Genomic DNA, 23,549 nt, shown 5'->3' on the forward strand with positions numbered 1-23,549 from the left:
GTGGCGGGGCCGCCCCGCGCCTCCCGTCCGCCAGGCCGTGCGTTCCCCGGATGGTCACGCGCCGTCCAGGCGTTCTCCCGGTTCCGTGACCTACGGTCCTCGGAAGCGCGGATGCGTGAACTCTCCGGACCGGTCGAAGGATCGCTCACCACAGAAGGTCGGTCCTCGATGACGACCACCCCGCTCGCCCCCGGTTTCACGCGGACCCGTCCCGGTCCGGGCAGCCGCAACGGCACGTCGACCTACTCCGCCCTGCTGGCGCAGGTGAAGGAGCGCGGCCTGCTCCGCCGCCGCACCGGCTTCTACTGGTCCCTGTTCGGCAGCCTGGTCGCGGGACTCGCGCTGGCCTGGGTCGCGTTCGCGTTCCTCGGTGACTCGTGGTTCCAGTTGATCGTGGCCGGGGCGCTCGGCGTCATCTTCACACAGTTCGCGTTCCTGTCGCACGAGGCCGCGCACCGTCAGGTGTTCGCTTCGCAGAAGTGGAACGACCACGCCGGGCGGTGGCTCGGCACGTTCCTGGTCGGCCTGAGCTACTCGTGGTGGATGAACAAGCACACCCGCCACCACGGCAACCCGAACACCGTCGGGAAGGACCCGGACATCGCCCCCGACGGCATCCGGTTCCTGCCCGAGGACGCTGCGGCGGCGAAGGGCCCGCTGATGCGGACGTTCCTGCGCTTCCAGGGGTGGCTGTTCTTCCCGCTGCTGACGCTCGAGGGCGTCAACCTGCACCGGTACGCCGTGACCTCGATCCTGACGGGCACCGGCACGAAGGCGGACGTCCGGCACCGCTGGCTCGAGGGCGTCCTGCTCCTCGCCCGCTTCGGCATCTACCTCACGGTGGTCTTCTGGTTCCTGCCGTTCGGCATGGCATGCGCGTTCCTCGGGGTGCAGCTCGCCGTCTTCGGCGTGATGATGGGCGCCTCGTTCGCCCCGAACCACAAGGGCATGCCGACGATCGCGCACGACGCGAAGGTCGACTTCTTCTCGCGCCAGGTCCGGACCTCGCGCAACATCCGCGGCGGGTGGTGGGTGTCGTTCCTGATGGGCGGCCTCAACTACCAGGTCGAGCACCACCTGTTCCCCTCGATGCCGCGTCCGGCCCTGAAGCAGGCCCGTCTGCTGGTGCGGGACCACTGCGACACCCTCGACGTGCCGTACACCGAGACCACGCTGCTGCGCTCGTACGGCATCGTCGTGCGCTACCTGAACCGCGTGGGTCTCAGCGCCCGCGACCCCTTCTTCTGCCCGATGGTCGCGCAGCTCCGCATCCACTGACCGGCGAACGAAGCACGAAGCACGAAGCACGACGCACGACGCACGACGCGATCCTGACGGACGGGAGGCACGGCACCGGTCCGGTGCCACGCCTCCCGTCCGTCGTCGGTGTGCGTCAACCGACCGGAGCGCACCGCCGCTGTCCGGTTGCGCACCACAACGCGCTTCCGGAGCGCCGATCGGGGTACAAGAACGGCCCCTGACGCCCGTTTCCTGGGGAAACGCCCGATGTGGAACGGGGGACGTGACGAACCTCGGTGGCAGCCCGTCTCATCCGTGAACAGCAACCGCTGGGAACGAGTCCCGGCGGGCACTCGAAGGGAGCAACCAATGGCTGACACCACCACGACCACCCCCGCGACCACCTCGGCCGCGACCCGCTCGACCGGCACCCACGCGTCCGGCTCGACCTCGGGCAAGACCACGATCGACGACACCGTCGTCTCGAAGGTCGCAGGCATCGCCGCCCGCGAGGTCAACGGCGTCTACTCGCTCGGCAACGGCGCCGCCCGTGCCATCGGCGCGATCCGCGACGCCATCGGCCAGCGCGACCACGGCCAGGGCGTCAAGGTCGAGGTCGGCGAGAAGCAGGTCGCCGCGGACATCACGATCGTCGCCGAGTACCCGGCTCCGCTGCAGCAGGTCGCCGACGGCGTCCGCCAGGCCGTGACGCGGTCGCTCCAGCAGATCGTCGGCATGGAGGTCACCGAGGTCAACGTGACCGTCCAGGACGTCCACATCGAGGGCGACGACGACAACGACGACGACAAGAAGGAGTCCCGCGTTGAGTAACACACTCGTCGGCGCGCTGATCGGCGCCATCCTCGCCGTCGTGGCACTGCAGTTCGGGTTCTGGGGCTTCGTCCTGGTGATCGTGTTCGGTCTGATCGGTGCCCTCGTGGCCGCGATCACGACGGGCAAGATCGACCGTGGCGCCCTGACCGACGTGCTGACCGGACGCCGGAGCTCCCGGTGAGCGCCGGCCCGGTAGGAGTCGACGCGACTGCCGTCCCGGGCCGCGTCGAGATCACCTCACGAGCGCTCACGGCGCTGGCGCGGGCCGCCGCAGCCGAACAGCTCGGCGTGCCCGCGAAGCGCCTGCGCGTGGGACTCGACGACGACCGGGGGTCCATCGCCCTCGACGTCACGGGACCCGTGCGCGAACAGGCCGACATCGTCGGGGCGGCCACTGCGGCCGCCGACGCCGTGGGACGCAGGGTGGGCGAGTTGTCGGGACGTCACGTGGGTCGGACCCACATCGAACTGACCGGGATCGTGCGTGAGCACGAGGGCCGGGTCCGGTAGGAGGAGCCATCATGAGCACTGAACAGCTCGAGAAGCGGCTGCGTCGTCGCAGCATCCACCGGTCCCGGTCCACCGCCCTGGCCATCACCCTGATCATCGTCGTGTTGGTCGCGGCGTGGATCGGCACCGAAGCGGTCCTCAAGGCCATCGGGCAGCGCCCGCTGCTGGCGGACCCGCAGACCGTCGCCGACACCGCCCTGCAGCCCGACGCGGCGTTCACGACCATCGCCGAGGTCATCGCCGTCGTCCTGGTGATCCTCGGCATCATCCTGATCGTGTTGGCGGTGAAGCCGGGCCGGCAGCCCCGGTCCGGGATCGACCGGGACCGCGGCGCGGTCGTGATAGACACCCGCATCCTGGCCTCCACCGCAGCGAACGCCGCCGCCCTGGCAGCAGGCGTCCCGGAGTCCAACACCTCCGCGTCCGCCCGCGGCCACCACACCGAGGTGCACGTGGTGCCCCTGTCCGGCATCCCCGTCGACCGCACCCGGGTCGAGCAGGCCGTGCAGGACCGGCTCGGCCGGCTCGGCGGCAAGCACGGCCGGTCCGTGAAGGTCACCGTGGAACAGAAGGGAACCCTGGCATGACCACCACCAACCGCGGTTTCAACCGGGTGCTGCTGTTCCTGATCGGCCTGATCAGCATCATCGTCGGTGCGGTCATCGGCGCCGGTGTCCTGCAACCCGTCCGCGACGCCCTCGGGCAGGTCGTGACCCTGCCGACGAAGGTCGCCGTCCCCGACACCGCCCTGTGGATCATCGCCGCCGTCTGCGCGGTGGTCATCGTCCTGGCGGTGATCGTGGTCTTCACCCGCGGCGGCGGCGGCACCAGCGTCGCCGTCCGGGAACGCTCCGGCGACGACCAGGTCACCGTGAACGTCGCCCTCGTCCGGGACGTCATCGACCACGAACTCACCGGTGTCCACGACATCGTCACCTCGAAGGTCGACACGTACCTGGTGAAGAAGACCCGCGCGGCACGGATCAAGGTCCACGTCCGCCGCGGCGGGGACGCGGTCACCGTCCTCGACGCCGTCGACCACGCCCTGACCACCCTGGACCACACCCTCGGCCGGCAGATCCCGGTCCTGGTCCACCTCACCGGCGGCACCCGCACCGCACTGGCACGCACCACCCGCGTCCAGTAACGGGACCACCAACACCACCGCACCACCAGCACCACCACCGGCCGGGGGACGCCCGACGTCCCCCGGCCGTCCCATGCCCGGAAGCGGCCGCCTGCACGGCCGCAGACGATCCCGGGAGGCGACCCGAGCCTCCCGTCCGCAGACGCCTGAAGGAGGCACCCCATGGCACGGAACCACGAACCCGTCAGCGCGTCGACCTCGGAGCAGCGTCGTGAAGACGCTGCCGACTGGTCGCCGCTCGCCCGCTACCTGTCCGAGTTCTTCGGTACGTTCCTGCTGGTGCTCGGCGGCGTCGGGACGGCACTCTTCGCCGCGAACTTCCCGAGCGACACCGACAACCAGTCCGGCGTCGGGTTCCTCGGCGTCGCCCTCGCGTTCGGTCTGACGCTGGTCGCCGGCATCGCCGCCGTCGGGCACATCTCCGGTGGACACTTCAACCCGGCCGTCACCCTCGGCCTCCTCGCCGCCGGACGCACCGACCTGAAGCACGTCCCCGGGTACATCGTCTCCCAGGTCCTCGGCGGTCTCGCCGCGACGAGCATCATCGCGCTCGTGCTGTCCGGCAAGACCGGCGCGTTCCAGGCTGCACACGACGCCGGCTTCGCGTCGAACGGGTACGGCAGCGCCAGCCCGGGCGGCTACGGCCTCGGCTCGGTCTTCCTGACCGAGGCGGTGCTCACCGGGGTGTTCCTCGCCGTGATCCTGTCGATCACCGCCAAGCAGGAGTACCAGGCCCTCGCCCCCATCGGCATCGGCCTGACCCTGACCCTCATCCACCTGGTGAGCATCCCGGTGAGCAACACCTCGGTGAACCCCGCACGCTCCATCGCGGCCGCGGTCTACGGTGGGGCCACGCCGCTCGCGCAGCTCTGGGTGTTCATCGTGGCGCCGATCGTCGGCGCACTCGTCGCCGGCCTGATCGTCCGCGTCGGCGGCCGTCGGCGCATCACCGGCTGACCCTGCCGGGCCACGCCACACCGCGAGAAGGAGAACAGCATGCGCAACCGCATCATCGTCATCGGGCTCATCGCCCTGGTCGGCATCTGGATCGGCTCCCGGTCGAACCGTCCGGTCGTCAAGAAGACGACCACCGCCGAGACCATCCGCAAGGCCTGGAACGACCCGCACGCGCGGAAGCAGCGCGCGAAGCTCCGCAAGAAGATCGAGAAGGCCGCCTCGCGCTGAGCGCGGACCGACGGCCTGACGGACGGGAGGCGCGGTGCCAGCTGGCACCGCGCCTCCCGTCCGTCTCGGTCTCGCTGCTACTGCGACCGGTCGGGATCGGTGAGCGCGGCGGCGTACGCACGGACCGACCGGTTGTACCGGGGGAGCGTCGGCTCGACGGCCTCGATCGCGACCCGCAGCGCCTCGTCCACCCGGCCCGCGCTGTGCAGCGCGAGTGCGAGGAAGACGCGCGGTGCCGCGCCCGTCGCGGGGTGCAGGGGAGCGTCCCGCAGCATCGCGATCGCGTCGTCCGTGCGACCGAGGTTCCGGAGCGTCGACGCGTGCTGCACCACGAGCTGCGCGGCGCGGTCCGGGTCGACGTCCGCCAACCCGGAGGCCGTCGCCGCCGCGTAGTGCTCGTGCGCCTCGGCCTCGCGACCGCCGGAGTCGTGCGCTCCGCCGAGCTCGAAGGCGCCGAGGGCCGGGTGGGGCGCCTCGGCGGCGAGCTCCTGCATCCGGTCGATCCGGACCTGGTCGTCCATGCTCTCGTCCGCCCAGAGCGCGGCGACCCGGTCCTCCCACTCGGCGTCGGACGGTCGGTTCTGCGGGGTCGTGGAGTCGGTCACGATGTCACCGTAGCGCGGGTCCGACATGGTCGAGCATCCGGGGAACGTGCCTTCCCGCACGCACGCGCGACGGGATGCGAAGATGCATCGTTGCCCACCGACAGGACGACGAGGAACCCATGGGACACGACGACGCGGCGCCGCTCCTCGACGGGCGCTACCGGCTCGAGCAGGAGATCGGGCGGGGCGGGATGTCCGTCGTGTACCGCGCGACCGACGAGGTGCTGCACCGTCCGGTCGCGGTGAAGCTCTTCCACCCGGGCTCCGTCGACCTGGCACGGCAGGAGGCCGAGCTCGGCGTCCTCGCGGCGCTCGAGCACCACGGTCTGGTCGGACTGCTCGACGCGGGAGTGGTCGACGTCGTCGGGAGCGGTCCGCGACGCTTCCTCGTGATGTCGCTCGTCGTCGGCCAGGACCTGGAGGCCCGGCTCGAGGTCGGGCCGCTCTCCGCGAAGCACATCGCCGAGATCGGCTACGACATGGCCGAGGCGCTCGAGTACATCCACCCGCACGGCGTCGTGCACCGCGACATCAAGCCCTCGAACATCCTGCTCGTGGACTACGGCACCGGCTCCGAGCGGGCTCGGGCCCGGCTGACCGACTTCGGGATCGCCCTCGCCGCCGGGGTCGAACGGCTCACCGCGGACGGCGTCACGACCGGCACCGCCGCGTACCTCAGCCCGGAGCAGGCCCGCGGCGGCGACGTCGGACCCGCCAGCGACGTGTACTCGCTCGGCCTCGTGCTGCTCCAGTGCTTCACACGGCGTCGCGAGTTCCCGGGTTCGCTCGTCGAGTCCGCCATCGCCCGGTTGTCGCGGGACCCCGTCGTCCCCGAGCCGCTCCCGGAGCACTGGAAGCACCTGCTCCGCGCCATGACGGCTCAGGACCCGGCGGACCGGCCCCTCGGCGCGCAGCTCGTCGCGATGCTGCGGGACGTCGTGATCACCGAGAGCGCGGAAGGCGACGCCGCGACCCCGGGCACCAGGACCGACACCGCTGCGACCGCTGCACCGTCGACCGCCGCCCCGGGCGACGCGGCCCCGGCTGGGTCCCGTCCGGCCACCCTCGACGCGCTGCCCGAGGAGTCGCTGCAGCGCACGGTCGCGATGGCTGCGCGGCTCTTCGACGCCCCGATCGCCCTGGTCGACGTGCTCGACGAGGACCGCGAGTGGTCGCAGTCGTGGATCGCCGAGGGCGTCGACGAGGCGGCTCGGAACATCAGCTTCCGCAGCGGCTTCGCGCCGGTGCCGGTGCCCGTGGTGATCCCGGACGGTTCGGTGCACCCGGAGATGCGGCAGAGTCCGCTCGTCACCGGGCCGCTCGGCATCCGGTTCTACGTGAGCGTCCCCCTGCTCCGGCACGACGGCACCGCGGTGGGGACGCTCGCCGTGCTCGACGTCCGCGCGCGCGAGGCGTCCGAGGCCGACCTGGCGAACCTCCGCGACCTCGCCGCCCTGGCCGTCACCCAGCTCGAGCTCCGGCAGGAGGGGCTGCGGACGACGAGCGACGCGCTCCCGCTCGACGGCGCCCGCTGAGCTGCACCGCGGACCGGCACGGACGACAGCCCGCCGACGTCAGGCGCGCGGCTGGTCGCCCGACCAGGCCACGGCGCGGTCGGCCTGCTCCGCGGTGATGCTGGTCACGGCACCGCAGTTGACGCACTCGTTGCGGTGGGACCGCGAGAGCGGGATCAGCGGCACGAAGAACAGGCTGAGCTTCGTCGTCCGCCGCACCACCCGCTGCGCCGCCAGGACCCCGCACACCCCGCAGACGAAGCGGACCACGGTGAGCAGGGTGTCGGTGCCACGGGTACCGAAGATCAGGAACACACCGCGAGGCTACGCGAAGGACAGCCGCAGACCGTCAGGCGTCCGACACCGTCACGCGGAAGGACCGCACGAGCGGCTCGTCCGGTGCGACGACGGTGGGGAAGTCCCAGGCCAGGGCCGATCCGACGGCCGGGTACTCGGCGACCCGGACGAACCACGGGTCGCGGTGGTCCAGCGCCTCGACGAGCACGTGCGCCCGTCCGCCGTCGAAGGACCCGGTCCACGACACCCAGGGCGTGATCGACCCATGCACCTGGTCCTCGCCCGAGCCGTCGGGTGTCCGGACCACGACGTCCGTACAGCGCGCGAAGCGCAGGAACCAGCCGCCGTACCCGGCCCCGGTGCGGCCGTGGCTGCCCGGACTGCCGAGCACCACCCGTCGGCCACCGGCTGCGCGGAACGACGAGGTCCACGTGACCTGCCACCCCTCGAGCGCCGGACCCCAGGCGAGGGTGCGGTCCTCGTGGAGCAGCGGGTCACCGCCCGGGCCGCGCCAGACGATCCCCACCCGCAGCCGGGACCGGTCCGACGCGCCGCACTCCACGGACGCAGACGCGACGGACCCGGACGCAGACGCGACGGACCCGGACGCGACGGACCCAGACCCGGACGCGACGGACCCGGACCCGGACGCGACGGACCCGGACCCGGACGCGACGGACCCGGACCCGGACGCGACGGACCCGAACCCGGACTCGACCGTGGCGACGCCGTGGTCGTCCTGCCAGCGGTAGCCCGCACCCGGCACGTACGTCGGCCCGCCCCAGCAGTTGACGCCGTCGACGTCGGGCAACGCGATCCCCAGGCCCGAGTGCCACGCGTGGTCGTCGGGGCCCCGGTCGGTCAGCACCACGCCGCCCAGGGTGCGCACGGGGTGCACGAACGGTCGTGGAGACCATGCCCGGGGGAGGTCCGTACCGTCGAGCACCTCGCCCACTCGCCGCCCGGCGACCTCGAGGGACCCGGGCGCACCGCGCGTGCCGCCCGCTCCCGCCGCGCCGTCCGTCCCCACCGGTCCGACGCTACGCGCTGACCTGACCGGGTCGTCGCCGTACGAGCACCACGCTGTCGACGGTCTCGTGCCGCTCCCCGTCCGGCCCCGTGCTCGACCGCGGACGTCCCTCGGCCACCACCACGTCCCACCCGTCGTCGAGCTGCAGTGCCGCGAGGTCCTGCTCGGGCGTGGGGAAGCGGTACGCCCGCATCTCCTCGGGCAGGTCGCCGTGCGGCGGTGCGGCGTGCGCCGTGACGAGCAGGTGCCCGCCCGGGGCCACGGCCGCGGTCGCCCGGTGCAGGATCGTGTCGCGCGGGATCTCGACGGGCCACGACTGCAGGAACGACGCCGTGACCAGGTCGAACCGCTCCGCGGCACCCGGGGCCCAGGTCGCCAGGTCGGCGGCGACGAACCGCGTCCGCTCGGCCACCCCGGCGACCTGCGCCGCACGCTCGCCGCGCTCGACGGCCGTCCTCGAGAGGTCGACTCCGGTCACGGTCCAGCCCTGCTCCGCGAGCCAGACGACGTCACCGCCCTCACCGCACCCGAGGTCGAGCGCCCGCCTGCCACCGGCCGGCAGTCCGGCGACGACGTCGGCGAGCACGGCGTTCACCCGGCCGGACCAGATGCCGTCCCGTTCCGCGTACCGGGCCTCCCACCACTCGCGCGCCGTCCCGTCCACGGGAGCGCCGTCCGAGGGCGCGGCGGAGTGGGAGTGGTCAGGCTCGTCGTGCGCGTGCATGCGCCCAGTGCACCGCGCCGCGGCGCACGCCGCAAGCATCCTTGCCGGACCGGCAACGCGGACCACCGCGAGCATCCACCGGACGGGAGGCACACGGCCGTCCGCCCCGCGCCTCCCGTCCGTCGCACACCGGACCCACACCCGACGACGTTCCGTCCAGAGTGCGCGGTCTGCGCGTCCCGTGACCGTGCCGCCGCGCACCGGCGCGTACCGTCGCCGACACGACGAGATCGTCCGGCACCCACGCCACGCGGGAGCCACCAGGGTGGGCAGCGCCACCCCGACGCTCCGGACGGCACAGGACGCCAGGCGGTCGTGATGCAGGGAGCACGACATGTCGACGTACCAGGCAGACGAGCGGGTCGAACCGGTCCGCGTCACCACCTACCGCCACCTCCGCCGTGCCGCACGCCGCGGCTGGGCGGTGCCGGAGGGCACCCCGGCGCCCTCGCTCGCCGACCTGGCGCGGGTCCGCGGACCCGGCCGCGGCGACCGCACGTGATCACCGCGACCCAGGACCCGCCCGCCGAGGACCGGACGATCGAACAGCGCCGGACCTCGGTCCGCCAGGTCGTGCACAGCGGCACGGAACCCGACGAGGCCCGCGCCCTCCACGAGGGCGTGTACGACGGTCGCGACCTGTGGTCCCGTCCCGACGGCGACACGCCCTTCTCCTACCGCTACCGCTCGACCGGGGACGGGCGGGTCAGCCTCCGGACCTCGTCGGTCTCGGCGCACCACGGCGGCGTGCTCGCCCCCGGCCGGCAGTACCTGCTGGCGTGGTCGGTCGAGGGCGGCATCGTGCTCGACCCGGACCGTGAGGACGGCGTCACCCTCCGCCCGGGTGTCCCGGTGATGTGCCCGGCCGGTCGTCCCTTCACGGTGGCGGCGCCGCCCGGCACGGTGCACCTGGTGCACTTCGACGCGGACTTCCTCGAGGCCGTCGCGGTCGTCGGCGGGACGGCCGCTCCCGTGCCGCTGGCCTTCCCGGTCGCCGTCCCGACCGCCCGACTCGCGCCGCTGCAGCGCACGCTGCGCGAGCTCGCCGCCCCGATGCTCGACGTCGACGTGGTGGACGGTCCACGGGCCGCGCTCGACCTGCGCCTCGCCGAGGCCGTCCTCGAGGCGTTCCGCCCCGACCCCGACGGCGGGGTCCCGGACGTGCCCGTCGCGACGCTCGAGCGCGCCAAGGCCTACATGTACGCGCACTTCGCCCGACCGCTCAGTGCCGCCGAGATCGCCGCCGCGGCCGAGACCAGCGTGCGGACGCTCCAGGAGACCTTCCAGCGGCAGGAGGAGTCGACGCCGACCGCCTACCTGCGGGACCTCCGGCTCGAGAAGGCCCGGCTCGCGCTCCAGCTCGCCGACGCTCATGAGACCACGGTGGCGGCCGTCGCGACCTCCTGCGGCTTCCGGCACATGGGGCGGTTCGCCGGCGCGTACGCCGCGCGCTTCGGGGAACCGCCGGGGGAGACGTTGCGGGGGCAACGGCGGATGATCGCGGTGGCGGGGACCCCGGCCCGGACACGGTGGTCCCACGCTGGCTGAGCGGGCCGCCGCCCGTCGGCTGTCCGGATCCGCAGGTCGGTCGGGAGGCACTCGGCGCGTCCATCGCGCAGCCCCGGACCGCCCCATGGTGCGCTGGGTAGCGTGCAGGGATGCAGCGGACGTCACCGAGCACCGGGACCGGCGGGATCGCGGTCGCCGTGCGCGGCACCGGCGCCCCGGTCCTCGTCCTGCACGGCACCCCCGGCGGCATCGCCGCCGCCGAGGCGATGGCGCGCTTCCTGCCCTCCGACCGCTTCCGGGTCGTGACGCTCGCCCGACCGGGCTACGCGGGCACGACCCTCGAGCCGGACCAGCCGTCGCTCGACGACGAGGCCGACCGGTACGCGGCGCTCCTCGACGAACTCGGCATCGACCGCGTCGCGGTCCTCGCCTGGTCGGGAGGCGGCCCGACCGCCTACCGGTTCGCGGTCCGTCACCCGGACCGGGTCAGCGCGCTCGTCGTGGTCGCCGGTCTCTCGGCCCGGTGGGTGCCGCCCGCGCCGTCCTTCGCGGAGTGGCTGGTCACCTACACGCGCGCGGGTGCGGCGCTCGCCGCGTTCGCCGCGCGACTCCTGCCGTCCGTCGTCGTCCGCACCGTCGAGGCCGGCGTCAGCTCCCTGCGTGGCCGCGCGCTCACCGCACACGTCGCGGACGTCCTGCACGACCGGCCGCGGCGCCGGGTCCTGCTCGACCTGTCGTCGAGCGGCAACGCCGGTGGTCGCAACCGACCCGGGTGGGACAACGACGTCCGGGTGCTCGGCGCGGTCGAGGACCTCGAGCTCGGGGCCGTCCGCGCGCCGACGCTCCTGGTGCACGGCGACGCGGACACCGAGGTCCCGATGGAGCACAGCGCCCGCGCCGCCGTAGCCGTGCCGGACGTCGAGCTCGTCACCCTGCCGGGTGGCACGCACTTCGGACTCTGGGACCACCACGACGCCGCCGCCGTGCAGGCACGGGTGCGGGACCACCTCGCACGGGGCTGACCGCAGCCGCCGAGCCTGTGACGAACCGCAGGGAACCGGGGCCGCTGCCCAGCCGGTCACAGGTTCGTGACCAATACGTTATCTTCCCGAGTCGGTGGATCATCCTGTCGCCGACCCGGAAGGAACCATGGGACGTCACGCCCTGCCCGCAGCCCCCGACGGCAGCACGTCGACCGCACACGAGTCGGTCGCTCCCGCGCCGACTCGGACGGCGGCGACCCCGACCGGTCCCGCCGTGGCTGCTCCGGCAGTGGCGGACACGGCCGCGCCGCGTCGTCCCCGTGGCCGTCGGGCCGCCGTCGGCCCCGCGGTCGCCCGTTCCTCCTTCGTCCAGCCGGCGAAGCCCGCACGCACGGTCGCGCTCGCCGCACCGCGTCCGGTCGCCTCGACCGCCGTCGCCGGCGCTGCGGTGCTCTCGCGGTCCGCGGCCCTGCGTGCCGAACGCGCCGCCGACCCGCGGCACGTCCGCCGCGCGGCGAACGCCAAGCGGGCGGCGATCCTGCTCGCACCGGCCATCGCGGTCACGTCGTCCCTGACGCTCGCGGTCCCCGCGGACGCCGCTCCGCAGACCACGTCGCACGGCACGTCGTCGTCGATCGCCGCGTACGACGCGCAGTCCTTCACGGTCGCCCGCGACGTCGAGGTGCCGGTCGTGCAGACCGACGGCATGACGACCACGACGACGATCGTGTCCTACCCGACCATCGTGACGAAGTACGGCGTCACCACGCAGCAGGCCGAGGCCGCCATCTCCAAGGTGCTCTCCGCCGGCGGCAAGCGCGCCACGATCGTGTCGACGGCACTGCAGTACATGGGCGACCCGTACGTCGAGGGCGGCGCGAGCCACTCCGGCATCGACTGCTCCGGTCTGACGATGGTGGCGTACGCGGCCGTCGGGATCCCGCTCGTGCACTACGTCCCGTCGCAGGACGCCGTGGCCACGACGATCCCGCAGTCCGAGGCCCTGCCCGGCGACCTCGTGGTGTTCGACAACGAGGACCACGTCGGCATCTACCTCGGCGACGGCGTCGTGCTGCAGGCACCGCACCCCGGCGACCCGGTCGACATCGTGCCGGTGTACCCGAACGCACACCACTTCGCGCGGCTCCTGCCCGCGGGGGAGTGACCCGTCCACGGGGAGTTGCACACCTCCCGTAAACTGGAGTGATGGCCACCGACACCCGCACCCCCTTCGAGGAGCAGCGCTCCGCTCGTCCGCAGGTGCGCCCGCGCACCGAGGGGTGGACCCAGGCCCAGGACTCCGAGGGGCGTCCGCTCCTGCAGTTCGCGTCGCCGAAGCGCGGCAAGCCGCCCGTGCACCTCGCCGACATGACGGTCGAGGAGCGCGTCGAGAAGGTCAAGGAGCTCGGCCTGCCCGGCTTCCGTGCGAAGCAGCTGTCGACGCACTACTTCACGCACTACTCGTCGGATCCGGCGACGATGACCGACCTGCCGGCGGCCCAGCGCGAGGAACTCGTGGCGGGGATGCTGCCGCCGCTCCTCACCGAGACCCGACGCCTGGCGACGGACAAGGGCGACACGATCAAGTTCCTCTGGAAGCTGCACGACGGCGCCCTGGTCGAGTCGGTGCTCATGCGCTACCCCGGACGCATCACGCTCTGTGTCTCGTCGCAAGCCGGCTGCGGCATGAACTGCCCCTTCTGCGCCACCGGCCAGGCCGGGCTCACGCGCAACATGTCCACGGCCGAGATCGTCGAGCAGATCGTCCGGGCGAACGCCGCGATCGCCGCCGGTGAACTCGGGGGCGACCCGCGCAAGGGTGGGCAGGACCGCGTCGACGCCGAGCGCGTCACGAACATCGTGTTCATGGGCATGGGGGAGCCGCTCGCGAACTACAAGCGCGTGATCGAGGCGGTCCGGACGATGATCGCCCCGCAACCGCACGGCCTCGGGATGAGTGCCCGCGGCATCACGGTCTCCACCGTCGGTCTGGTGCCGGCGATCAAGAAGCTCGCGGACGAGGACATCCCGCTCACCTTCGCGCTGTCGCTGCACGCCCCCGACGACGAGCTGCGCGACGAGCTCATCCCGGTGAACTCGCGGTGGAAGGCCGACGAGGCGATCGACGCCGCGTACGAGTACTACGCGAAGACCGGCCGACGGGTCTCGATCGAGTACGCGCTCATCAAGGACATGAACGACCACGCGTGGCGCGCCGACCTGCTCGCCGAGAAGCTCAACGCCCGCGGCAAGGGCTGGGTGCACGTCAACCCGATCCCGCTCAACCCGACGCCGGGTTCGGTCTGGACCTCGTCGGAGCCCCACGTGCAGGACGAGTTCGTCCGCCGGCTCAACGCCGCCGGCGTCCCGACGACCCTCCGCGACACCCGCGGCAAGGAGATCGACGGGGCCTGCGGGCAGTTGGCCGCTGCCGACGAGACGGACGTCTGAGTCGACGGACGATCGGACGACCGCTCGGTCGGACGGGAGGCGCGGTGCGGGTTCGCACCGCGCCTCCCGTCGTTCCCGGGGTGCGTCAGACCCGATCCGGCCGTCGCCCTCGGCAGGCGTCGGTACCCCGACTTCCGCGAGTTCTCGGGGAGGTCGGGGGACGACACGCCCGGGCGGTGGCACGGTTGGCCGAGGTGCTGGGGCGTGTGTAGAGTAATCACGTTGCCGCTGAGGCGGAGAACGGAACGGCCGAGACGGTCACCGGGTTCACCTGGGGATCTTGTCCGCCACGGTTCTTCCCCGGCAACGAACTTCCAGCCCCTCTGATGAGGTACCGCGTGTGTGGTGCTGAGTGGGGGGTGCGTCTGGTCCTTGAGAACTCAACAGCGTGCACATTGTCAATGCCAATTATTTTGACCCCGTGCCTGGTCGGCTTGCTGACCGGGTCGGAGACAATTCCTTTTTGGATTGAATTGATTGTCAGTAGACAGTCTTTACAGTCAAGATCAACTCGGCCTGCTGCTTCGGTGGTGGGTTGGTAATTTTTTTACGGAGAGTTTGATCCTGGCTCAGGACGAACGCTGGCGGCGTGCTTAACACATGCAAGTCGAACGATGATGCCCAGCTTGCTGGGTGGATTAGTGGCGAACGGGTGAGTAACACGTGAGTAACCTGCCCCTGACTCTGGGATAAGCGTTGGAAACGACGTCTAATACTGGATACGACTGCCGGCCGCATGGTCTGGTGGTGGAAAGATTTTTTGGTTGGGGATGGACTCGCGGCCTATCAGCTTGTTGGTGAGGTAATGGCTCACCAAGGCGACGACGGGTAGCCGGCCTGAGAGGGTGACCGGCCACACTGGGACTGAGACACGGCCCAGACTCCTACGGGAGGCAGCAGTGGGGAATATTGCACAATGGGCGAAAGCCTGATGCAGCAACGCCGCGTGAGGGATGACGGCCTTCGGGTTGTAAACCTCTTTTAGTAGGGAAGAAGCGAAAGTGACGGTACCTGCAGAAAAAGCACCGGCTAACTACGTGCCAGCAGCCGCGGTAATACGTAGGGTGCAAGCGTTGTCCGGAATTATTGGGCGTAAAGAGCTCGTAGGCGGTTTGTCGCGTCTGCTGTGAAATTCCGAGGCTCAACCTCGGGCTTGCAGTGGGTACGGGCAGACTAGAGTGCGGTAGGGGAGATTGGAATTCCTGGTGTAGCGGTGGAATGCGCAGATATCAGGAGGAACACCGATGGCGAAGGCAGATCTCTGGGCCGTAACTGACGCTGAGGAGCGAAAGCGTGGGGAGCGAACAGGATTAGATACCCTGGTAGTCCACGCCGTAAACGTTGGGCGCTAGATGTAGGGACCTTTCCACGGTTTCTGTGTCGTAGCTAACGCATTAAGCGCCCCGCCTGGGGAGTACGGCCGCAAGGCTAAAACTCAAAGGAATTGACGGGGGCCCGCACAAGCGGCGGAGCATGCGGATTAATTCGATGCAACGCGAAGAACCTTACCAAGGCTTGACATACACCGGAAACGGCCAGAGATGGTCGCCCCCTTGTGGTCGGTGTACAGGTGGTGCATGGTTGTCGTCAGCTCGTGTCGTGAGATGTTGGGTTAAGTCCCGCAACGAGCGCAACCCTCGTTCTATGTTGCCAGCGCGTTATGGCGGGGACTCATAGGAGACTGCCGGGGTCAACTCGGAGGAAGGTGGGGATGACGTCAAATCATCATGCCCCTTATGTCTTGGGCTTCACGCATGCTACAATGGCCGGTACAAAGGGCTGCGATACCGTAAGGTGGAGCGAATCCCAAAAAGCCGGTCTCAGTTCGGATTGAGGTCTGCAACTCGACCTCATGAAGTCGGAGTCGCTAGTAATCGCAGATCAGCAACGCTGCGGTGAATACGTTCCCGGGCCTTGTACACACCGCCCGTCAAGTCATGAAAGTCGGTAACACCCGAAGCCGGTGGCCTAACCCTTGTGGAAGGAGCCGTCGAAGGTGGGATCGGTGATTAGGACTAAGTCGTAACAAGGTAGCCGTACCGGAAGGTGCGGCTGGATCACCTCCTTTCTAAGGAGCATCTGATCGGCCCTGCTTGCAGGTGTTCGGTTCAGGCGCCGATGCAACCCGAGTGTGGTTGCCGGTAGCTCATGGGTGGAACATTGACAGTGCAGTCGGAAGCGCAGCTTCCGGCCTGAGTACGCCAGCTTGCTGGTTGGAACGGGTCGGGGTGAGCGGGTCGGCTGGTGCACGTTGTTGGGTCCTGAGGGACCAGGCTTCCCGGTCGTGATGATCGGGGGTTGAGCCGGCGGACAGATGTTCGCTTGGTTCTTCGAGTGGGCTGCATGAAGCGAACTGGTTGGTTCGGGGAGTGTGGTGCCGATCGTATGTTGAGAACTACACAGTGGACGCGAGCATCTTAGATCGCTCGAGACGATGATCATCTCCTTTCGGGGGTGGTCGGGTGTCGAGTCGATCGCAATTTTAATCTTTGTGGTCAAGTTTCTAAGAGCAAACGGTGGATGCCTTGGCATCTGGAGCCGAAGAAGGACGTAGAAATCTGCGATAAGCCTCGGGGAGCTGATAATCGAGCTGTGAGCCGAGGATTTCCGAATGGGGAAACCCCGCCAGGCGACTTGTCGACCTGGTGACTCCCGCCTGAATATATAGGGCGGGTAGAGGGAACGTGGGGAAGTGAAACATCTCAGTACCCACAGGAAGAGAAAACAACATGTGATTCCGTGAGTAGTGGCGAGCGAAAGCGGATGAGGCTAAACCGATCATGTGTGATAGCCGGCGGGCGTTGCATGGTCGGGGTTGTGGGACACGTCGCTCAGTTCTGCCGGACTGGGGCGGTTACAGCGCATCATAGTCGAACCGGTTTGAAAGCCGGGCCGTAGTGGGTGCCAGCCCCGTAGACGAAATGGTGTTATGGCCGGATGTGTATCCCAAGTAGCACGGGGCCCGAGAAATCCCGTGTGAATCTGTCAGGACCACCTGATAAGCCTAAATACTCCCAGATGACCGATAGCGGACAAGTACCGTGAGGGAAAGGTGAAAAGTACCCCGGGAGGGGAGTGAAATAGTACCTGAAACCGTTTGCTTACAAACCGTCGGAGCCTCCTTGTAGGGGTGACGGCGTGCCTTTGAAGAATGAGCCTGCGAGTTAGTGATATGTGGCGAGGTTAACCCGTGTGGGGCAGCCGTAGCGAAAGCGAGTCTGAATAGGGCGGTTCAGTCGCATGTCCTAGACCCGAAGCGAAGTGATCTATCCATGGCCAGGTTGAAGCGACGGTAAGACGTCGTGGAGGACCGAACCCACTTCAGTTGAAAATGGAGGGGATGAGCTGTGGATAGGGGTGAAAGGCCAATCAAACTTCGTGATAGCTGGTTCTCTCCGAAATGCATTTAGGTGCAGCGTTGCGTGTTTCTCGCCGGAGGTAGAGCTACTGGATGGCCGATGGGCCTCAACAGGTTACTGACGTCAGCCAAACTCCGAATGCCGGTGAGTGAGAGCGCAGCAGTGAGACGGTGGGGGATAAGCTTCATCGTCGAGAGGGAAACAACCCAGACTACCAACTAAGGCCCCTAAGCGTGTGCTAAGTGGGAAAGGATGTGGAGTTGCACAGACAACCAGGAGGTTGGCTTAGAAGCAGCCACCCTTGAAAGAGTGCGTAATAGCTCACTGGTCAAGTGATTCCGCGCCGACAATGTAACGGGGCTCAAGCACACCGCCGAAGTTGTAGATTTCGCACACAGACAAGCCTTCGTGGTTCAGTCGTGCGGAGTGGTAGGAGAGCGTCGTGTGGCGAGTGAAGCGGCGGAGTAATCCAGCCGTGGACGCCACACGAGTGAGAATGCAGGCATGAGTAGCGAAAGACGGGTGAGAAACCCGTCCTCCGAAAGACCAAGGGTTCCAGGGCCAGGTTAATCCGCCCTGGGTAAGTCGGGACCTAAGGCGAGGCCGACAGGCGTAGTCGATGGACAACGGGTTGATATTCCCGTACCGGCGAACAACCGCCCAAGCTAATCCAGTGGTGCTAAGAGTCCTAACCCGGATTACCGGATCCCTTCGGGGTGATGGTGTCCGGTCTAACGCTCGACCCCATGCTGGTGCGGCTAGCGTATGAACAGGTGTGACGCAGGAAGGTAGCTGAGCCAGGCGATGGTATCCGTAAGGTGAACCTGGTGTAAGGATGTAGGGCTGACGATAGGCAAATCCGTCGTCTGCATGCCTGAGATCCGACGCGTACCCGTCAAGGGGAAATCAGTGATCCTATGCTGCCGAGAAAAGCATCGACGCGAGGTTGCAGCCGCCCGTACCCGAAACCGACTCAGGTGGTCAGGTAGAGAATACCAAGGAGATCGAGAGAATCGTGGTTAAGGAACTCGGCAAAATGCCCCCGTAACTTCGGGAGAAGGGGGGCCGGACACGTGATACGACTTCTCGTTGTTGAGCGTTGAAGGCCGCAGAGACCAGTGGGAAGCGACTGTTTACTAAAAACACAGGTCCGTGCGAAGTCGCAAGACGATGTATACGGACTGACGCCTGCCCGGTGCTGGAAGGTTAAGAGGAAGGGTTAGCCCTTGCGGCGAAGCTCTGAATTTAAGCCCCAGTAAACGGCGGTGGTAACTATAACCATCCTAAGGTAGCGAAATTCCTTGTCGGGTAAGTTCCGACCTGCACGAATGGCGTAACGACTTCCCAGCTGTCTCAACCGCGAACTCGGCGAAATTGCACTACGAGTAAAGATGCTCGTTACGCGCAGCAGGACGGAAAGACCCCGTGACCTTTACTACAGTTTGGTATTGGTGTTCGGAGTGGCTTGTGTAGGATAGGTGGGAGACTGTGAAGCGGGCACGCTAGTGTTCGTGGAGTCATTGTTGAAATACCACTCTGGTCACTTTGGATGTCTAACGTAGGACCCTGATCGGGTTCATGGACAGTGCCTGATGGGTAGTTTAACTGGGGCGGTTGCCTCCCAAAGAGTAACGGAGGCGCCCAAAGGTTCCCTCAACCTGGTTGGCAATCAGGTGGCGAGTGTAAGTGCACAAGGGAGCTTGACTGTGAGACTGACAGGTCGAGCAGGGACGAAAGTCGGGACTAGTGATCCGGCAGTGGCTTGTGGAAGCGCTGTCGCTCAACGGATAAAAGGTACCTCGGGGATAACAGGCTGATCTTGCCCAAGAGTCCATATCGACGGCATGGTTTGGCACCTCGATGTCGGCTCGTCGCATCCTGGGGCTGGAGTAGGTCCCAAGGGTTGGGCTGTTCGCCCATTAAAGCGGTACGCGAGCTGGGTTTAGAACGTCGTGAGACAGTTCGGTCCCTATCCGCTGCGCGCGTTGGAAATTTGAGAAGATCTATCCCTAGTACGAGAGGACCGGGATGGACGAACCTCTGGTGTGTCAGTTGTTCTGCCAAGGGCACCGCTGATTAGCTACGTTCGGACCGGATAACCGCTGAAAGCATCTAAGCGGGAAGCCGTCTTCGAGATGAGATTTCCATGCACCTTGAGTGTGAGAGGCTCCCAGCAGACTACTGGGTTGATAGGCCGGATGTGGAAGCGGGGACTAACGACCCGTGGAGCTGACCGGTACTAATAAGCCGAAGACTTGACAACACAACTATTACCGTCACCCCTTCGTGGGTGGGGGGCTCGCGTCCACTTTGTGGTTCCCGACAGACGATCGGGAATCAAACTGAATACTTCAGCAATGCTCTGAAGGAACAATGGTTTGATCCAGGATCTGGGTCGACAGTGTTCCGGTGGTCATAGCGAGAGGGAAACGCCCGGTCACATTCCGAACCCGGAAGCTAAGCCTCTCAGCGCCGATGGTACTGCAAGGGGGACCTTGTGGGAGAGTAGGACGCCGCCGGACTCAACTTCAGCAACACCAGGAAACCCCTGACCGTGACCGGTCAGGGGTTTCCTGCGTTCCAGGCGGAGATCATCGTGCTGAGACCTTCGTCGCGTGTTTGCAGTCGCGGGCGGCCGGCGGAGAGAATGGGTCTGTGGGGGCACTGGTGATCGTGATGTGCGTCGGGGCCGTGTGTGCCGTGGCGGGGGCGCTTGCGTACACCGGGCTCTGGCGATCGTGGATCCGACGGAACGCCTCGACGCAGATCTTCGGAGTGGGCTGGCTCGGGCTGTCGGTGCTGTCCCTGGGTGTTGCGATGACGCAGTTCGACGGACCCTTCCTGGCGCTGGCCGGCGTCTTCATGACCGCCTTCGTCGTGTCCGGCATCGTCGGGCTCTGTCTTTCGCTTGGCATGCTGCGATGGGCGACCCCGCGCTGGTACCGCGATCGGACACGACGGTGAGCAACGGGGAGCCGAAACTGCCGTGGCCGGACGTGCGGTGGGATCGTCTGGCGATCGTCGGTGGTCTCGTGCTCGAGGTTCCGGACGGCTGGACGGCGGTCGCACGCTCGGGAGCGGTCGAGCTCGTACGTGCCGGGTCGACCATCACGCTGCGCGCCGTCGACACCCTCGGAGCCGATCCTGCGCTCGAGTTCGCAGCCGTGGCAGCGGAGGACCCGGACGCGTTGCTCGTGGAGGGCGTTCCGGACCGGCTCGTCGTCCTGGGAAGTAGCGACACGTTCCAGGACGTCCGGTACGCCGAGGTCGGCCTCACGGCGGTGCGCATCACCGCACGCGGTCGGGTGCGCGAGTGGCCGGCGGTGACGCAGGTCGTCGACGGCGTACTGCGGTCGCGGTGGTCGTCCCCGTCGTCTCGGCGAACAGCGGGGGACTCGGAGACCGCCCGCGACACCGGTGTCGGGATCAGTGTCAGCGCGTCGAGCGGCCCCACCGCAGCGAAGGTGCGCGACCGGGCGGCTGCTCCGTTCACGGTGCGCGGCCCGAACGGGTTGTTCGAGCACCTCGTGCAGGTGGAGGACCGCGGGATCGTCCCCGGACGGCTGCGTCGATCCGAGGTGGGCAGCGCTGCGCGCGCGGCGGGACTCACGGGACGATTCGGCGCGCTGACGGCCGCCGGGGCCGCACTGCTCCGCCCGGCGCACGGACCGGACGACCTGCTCGTCGTCGAGTGCCGGACGCGCGACGTCGTCTCGAGGCGGTGGCGCGCGTGGCTCCGGGACGGTGACGCCCTCGTCGTCGAGGACGGCGACGGGGGAAGCACGATGGGCGTGCTCCCCGACGGACAACTCGTCCGGGAGCTGCTCGCCTGGCTCGACGTCGACCCGACCTGGGCGGTCGCCGGAGCGGAGCCGGTGTCGGTCCCGCTCGCTGGCCTGGACGACCGTGAGGGCCCGTGCCCGAGCAACGTCCGATGGATGCAGGCAGCGTGGCGCGTCCGTGACTGGCAGACGGTCCGCGGATGGGGCGAGCGACGTCAGTACGGCGTGCTGTCGATCGTGGTGCCGGGCATCGGGGTGTTCGATCGAGAGGTCGGCGGCGGCAGGCTCACGATGCGTCCGTCGTCGCCAGCGGAGCTCGCGCGGGACGTGGTCCGGTTCCTGACGACCGAGCGACGCGATCAGCCCTGAGCGCGAGCGTCCGCCGCACCTCAGCGCAGGCGTCCGCCGCACCTCAGCGCAGGCATCCGCCGCGGCTCAGCGCAGGATGCCGAGCTCCATCGCGCGGGTCACGGCACGGGTGCGGTCGTTCACGCCGAGCTTCTCGAACACGTGCCCGAGGTGCGTCTTCACCGTTGTCTCGCTGACGAAGAGCGTGCGGCCGATGGCGGGGTTCGAGTTCCCCTGCGCGACGAGCTGCAGCACCTCGAGCTCACGTGGACTCAGCGCCGGGCCGACCGGGGCCTTCGCGGTGGTCCGGCGGACGAGCGCCGCGACCGCCGAGGGGGCGAGGGCCGTCTCACCCCGAGCGGTCGCCCGCAGGCCGGCGAGGATCTCGGACTCCGGAGCGGCCTTGAGCAGGTATCCGGACGCGCCGGCCTCGATCGCGGCGAGGATCTGGTCGTCGGACTCGTACGTGGTGAGGATGAGCACGCGGATGTCGGGCTCGCGGGCGAGGATGCGCGCCGTCGCCTCGTCCCCGGTGCACCCGGGCATCCGCAGGTCCATGAGCACGACGTCCGGGCGCTCCGCGAGGGCCGTTGCGACGGCGCCCTCGCCATCGCTGGCCTGCCCGACGACCTGCACGTCGTCAGCGTCCTGCAGCAGGGCGACGATGCCTGCGCGGACGATCGGGTGGTCGTCCGCCACCACGACCCGGATCACCGTGCCGCTCCGGTGACGGAGGGGTGCGCCGGGGCGGCCTGGAGGCTCGGAGCGGCTCCGGCGGGCAAGGCGCCGCCGGGCACGGTTCCGCTGGGCACGGCTCCATCAGGCACGAATTCACCGGGCGCGGGTCCGCTGGGCACGGACGCCTCGATCACGGTGCCGGCACCCGGTGCCGACGTCACCGCGCAGGTCCCGCCCGCCAGCGCGAGCCGGTCGTGGAGCCCGCGCAGGCCGTGCCCGGCGGTCGGAGCCGCGGCGTCGAACCCGATGCCGTCGTCCTCGATGCGGAGGACGACCCGCGGACCGCCCGCGTGCAGTGCGACGCGGACCGAGGACGCGCGGGCGTGCGTGCGGACGTTGGCCAGGGCCTCCTGTCCGACGCGGAGCAGGACCACCTGCGCATCGCGATCCAGCGCGCAGTCCGGGGCGTCCACCGAGACGGGGATCCCCGTCTCGCGGGTGAAGCGCTCACCGAGCCGGTGGAGCGCAGCGCCGAGGCCGTCGCTGGCGACCCCGGCGGCGCCGGCGGCGACCAGGGCCCGCGATTCCTCGAGCGTGGTCCGGGCGGAATCCTCGAGCACGGCGAGGCGCTCGTCGAGCCGGTCGACACGGTCAGCAGCGAGATCGACCCGTGCCCGCTCGGTGAGCATGACGATGCCGGCGAGGTCCTGCGCGACGGTGTCGTGGATCTCGCGGGCCAGGCGTTCGCGTTCGCTCGTGACCCCGGCGCTGCGGTGGGCCTCGGCCAGGGAGTCTTGCGTCGCCCGGAGCTCGTCGAGCAGGCGTCGGCGTTCCTCGGCCAGGGTGGCGACCCGCGTCATCCAGATGCCCATCGCGCAGGCGCCGACGACGCTGACGGTCTCGATGAGCACCGTGTCGGTGAGGGCATCGGGCCCGCCGGACACCTGGAGGCCCGCGGCGCTGAGCAACCCGACGACGCCGGAGAGCAGCACGGCGTTCCGGGTGCGCTCGACCTGGGTCCAGACGAGCGGGAAGACGATGCACTGCACGAACGCGGTGGTCGGTGCGACGGCCGGCAGCACGAACGCCACCGCGAGGGCGACCGGCAGGAACGCCGCCGCTGCACGCTGCCGGTCGTAGCCGCGCCACCCGTACGCCGCGTAGGCCGCGGTGAAGACCCCGAGCGCCAGGAACGCGGGCCAGCGGGACGGCCACGGTGACCAGCCGAACGTCGCGATGACGGCGGTGAGGACGACGGTCGCCGCGAAGAACGCGTGCAGCCAGGCGTTCCGGCTCGCGGTGATCGGAGTGTCGTCCATGCCCTCAGCATCCCATCCACGAGTGGCGCCGTGGG

22 protein-coding genes and 3 rRNA genes are annotated in these 23,549 nt (G+C 68.8%); 19 read left to right on the top strand and 6 right to left on the bottom strand.

All coding sequences use genetic code 11. The features are described 5' to 3' along the window. Positions 1-168: 168 nt before the first annotated feature. From LCG91_RS05645 to LCG91_RS05680, 8 genes are all read left to right on the top strand, one after another. Entirely contained in the window at positions 169-1,278 is a 1,110-nt protein-coding gene (locus LCG91_RS05645; RefSeq protein ID WP_224442769.1) for a fatty acid desaturase family protein, read from the top strand. Positions 1,279-1,608: 330 nt separating this feature from the next. Next, positions 1,609-2,070, top strand: coding sequence for an Asp23/Gls24 family envelope stress response protein (locus LCG91_RS05650; RefSeq protein WP_058728058.1), 462 nt, complete (start codon positions 1,609-1,611; stop codon positions 2,068-2,070). After that, complete coding sequence (locus tag LCG91_RS05655; RefSeq protein ID WP_058728059.1) at positions 2,063-2,254, top strand: DUF2273 domain-containing protein; 192 nt, start codon at positions 2,063-2,065, stop codon at positions 2,252-2,254. Before LCG91_RS05650 ends, LCG91_RS05655 begins: the two co-directional genes overlap by 8 nt. Next, a complete protein-coding gene (locus LCG91_RS05660) occupies positions 2,251-2,583 on the top strand; it encodes a hypothetical protein (protein ID WP_224442770.1) in 333 nt (110 codons plus the stop codon). The genes LCG91_RS05655 and LCG91_RS05660 overlap by 4 nt, the downstream gene beginning before the upstream one ends. A gap of 11 nt (positions 2,584-2,594) precedes the next feature. Next, positions 2,595-3,170 (top strand): DUF6286 domain-containing protein, encoded by a 576-nt coding sequence (locus LCG91_RS05665; RefSeq protein WP_224442771.1) that lies wholly within the window; start codon positions 2,595-2,597, stop codon positions 3,168-3,170. Continuing rightward, a complete protein-coding gene (locus LCG91_RS05670; RefSeq protein ID WP_224442772.1) occupies positions 3,167-3,730 on the top strand; it encodes a hypothetical protein in 564 nt (187 codons plus the stop codon). The genes LCG91_RS05665 and LCG91_RS05670 overlap by 4 nt, the downstream gene beginning before the upstream one ends. A 162-nt stretch (positions 3,731-3,892) precedes the next feature. Then, positions 3,893-4,687, top strand: a complete 795-nt coding sequence (aqpZ, locus tag LCG91_RS05675) for an aquaporin Z (RefSeq protein ID WP_224442773.1) — start codon at positions 3,893-3,895, stop codon at positions 4,685-4,687. 39 nt (positions 4,688-4,726) lie between these two features. Continuing rightward, entirely contained in the window at positions 4,727-4,915 is a 189-nt protein-coding gene (locus tag LCG91_RS05680; protein ID WP_058750437.1) for a hypothetical protein, read from the top strand. A gap of 77 nt (positions 4,916-4,992) precedes the next feature. Here LCG91_RS05680 and LCG91_RS05685 read toward each other — a convergent pair whose 3' ends face one another. Beyond that, entirely contained in the window at positions 4,993-5,520 is a 528-nt protein-coding gene (locus LCG91_RS05685; protein WP_224442774.1) for a tetratricopeptide repeat protein, read from the bottom strand. Between the two features lie 119 nt (positions 5,521-5,639). Between LCG91_RS05685 and LCG91_RS05690 the strand changes: the two genes are divergently transcribed. After that, positions 5,640-7,055 (top strand): protein kinase domain-containing protein, encoded by a 1,416-nt coding sequence (locus tag LCG91_RS05690; protein WP_224442775.1) that lies wholly within the window; start codon positions 5,640-5,642, stop codon positions 7,053-7,055. A 39-nt stretch (positions 7,056-7,094) separates the two neighbouring features. On the opposite strand, the gene LCG91_RS05695 is transcribed toward LCG91_RS05690, so the two are convergent. From LCG91_RS05695 to LCG91_RS05705, 3 genes are read right to left on the bottom strand one after another with little or no spacing between them, the layout of a single operon-like run. After that, complete coding sequence (locus LCG91_RS05695) at positions 7,095-7,349, bottom strand: hypothetical protein (RefSeq protein WP_058750438.1); 255 nt, start codon at positions 7,347-7,349, stop codon at positions 7,095-7,097. Positions 7,350-7,383: 34 nt separating this feature from the next. Next, positions 7,384-8,361: a DUF6807 family protein gene (locus LCG91_RS05700; RefSeq protein WP_224442776.1), complete on the bottom strand. Its 978-nt coding sequence runs from the start codon at positions 8,359-8,361 to the stop codon at positions 7,384-7,386. Between the two features lie 10 nt (positions 8,362-8,371). Further along, the gene (locus LCG91_RS05705) at positions 8,372-9,085 is read right to left on the bottom strand and encodes a class I SAM-dependent methyltransferase (protein WP_224442777.1); all 714 of its coding nucleotides are present in this window, start codon (positions 9,083-9,085) and stop codon (positions 8,372-8,374) included. 334 nt (positions 9,086-9,419) lie between these two features. Between LCG91_RS05705 and LCG91_RS05710 the strand changes: the two genes are divergently transcribed. The 10 genes from LCG91_RS05710 to LCG91_RS05755 all read left to right on the top strand — a co-directional run bounded on the left by LCG91_RS05710 (position 9,420) and on the right by LCG91_RS05755 (position 21,538). Beyond that, complete coding sequence (locus LCG91_RS05710) at positions 9,420-9,587, top strand: hypothetical protein (RefSeq protein ID WP_161968855.1); 168 nt, start codon at positions 9,420-9,422, stop codon at positions 9,585-9,587. Next, complete coding sequence (locus tag LCG91_RS05715; RefSeq protein WP_224442778.1) at positions 9,584-10,633, top strand: helix-turn-helix domain-containing protein; 1,050 nt, start codon at positions 9,584-9,586, stop codon at positions 10,631-10,633. The genes LCG91_RS05710 and LCG91_RS05715 overlap by 4 nt, the downstream gene beginning before the upstream one ends. A gap of 110 nt (positions 10,634-10,743) precedes the next feature. Beyond that, positions 10,744-11,616 (top strand): alpha/beta fold hydrolase, encoded by an 873-nt coding sequence (locus LCG91_RS05720; RefSeq protein WP_224442779.1) that lies wholly within the window; start codon positions 10,744-10,746, stop codon positions 11,614-11,616. A gap of 127 nt (positions 11,617-11,743) precedes the next feature. Continuing rightward, positions 11,744-12,742: a C40 family peptidase gene (locus LCG91_RS05725; protein WP_058750442.1), complete on the top strand. Its 999-nt coding sequence runs from the start codon at positions 11,744-11,746 to the stop codon at positions 12,740-12,742. Positions 12,743-12,783: 41 nt separating this feature from the next. Next, positions 12,784-14,028, top strand: coding sequence for a 23S rRNA (adenine(2503)-C(2))-methyltransferase RlmN (gene rlmN, locus LCG91_RS05730; protein WP_058728071.1), 1,245 nt, complete (start codon positions 12,784-12,786; stop codon positions 14,026-14,028). A 546-nt stretch (positions 14,029-14,574) separates the two neighbouring features. Beyond that, positions 14,575-16,096, top strand: a 16S ribosomal RNA gene (locus LCG91_RS05735). A gap of 425 nt (positions 16,097-16,521) precedes the next feature. After that, a 23S ribosomal RNA gene (locus tag LCG91_RS05740) occupies positions 16,522-19,650 on the top strand. A gap of 142 nt (positions 19,651-19,792) precedes the next feature. Continuing rightward, positions 19,793-19,909: ribosomal RNA gene (gene rrf / locus LCG91_RS05745) — 5S ribosomal RNA — on the top strand. Together the 16S, 23S and 5S rRNA genes form the textbook arrangement of a ribosomal RNA operon. Before the next feature lie 133 nt (positions 19,910-20,042). Continuing rightward, the gene (locus tag LCG91_RS05750) at positions 20,043-20,351 is read left to right on the top strand and encodes a hypothetical protein (protein WP_224442780.1); all 309 of its coding nucleotides are present in this window, start codon (positions 20,043-20,045) and stop codon (positions 20,349-20,351) included. Beyond that, complete coding sequence (locus tag LCG91_RS05755) at positions 20,348-21,538, top strand: hypothetical protein (protein ID WP_224442781.1); 1,191 nt, start codon at positions 20,348-20,350, stop codon at positions 21,536-21,538. Before LCG91_RS05750 ends, LCG91_RS05755 begins: the two co-directional genes overlap by 4 nt. Before the next feature lie 66 nt (positions 21,539-21,604). Here the strand turns inward: LCG91_RS05755 and LCG91_RS05760 are convergent, their stop codons facing one another. Then, positions 21,605-22,231 carry a response regulator transcription factor gene (locus LCG91_RS05760; protein WP_224442782.1) on the bottom strand — a complete coding sequence of 209 codons (627 nt, stop codon included), beginning with the start codon at positions 22,229-22,231 and terminating at the stop codon, positions 21,605-21,607. Next, positions 22,228-23,514 (bottom strand): sensor histidine kinase, encoded by a 1,287-nt coding sequence (locus tag LCG91_RS05765; protein WP_224442783.1) that lies wholly within the window; start codon positions 23,512-23,514, stop codon positions 22,228-22,230. Before LCG91_RS05765 ends, LCG91_RS05760 begins: the two co-directional genes overlap by 4 nt. Positions 23,515-23,549 lie beyond the last annotated feature (35 nt).

It is taken from the genome of Curtobacterium sp. TXMA1, from assembly GCF_020162095.1.
Lineage (GTDB): Bacteria > Actinomycetota > Actinomycetes > Actinomycetales > Microbacteriaceae > Curtobacterium.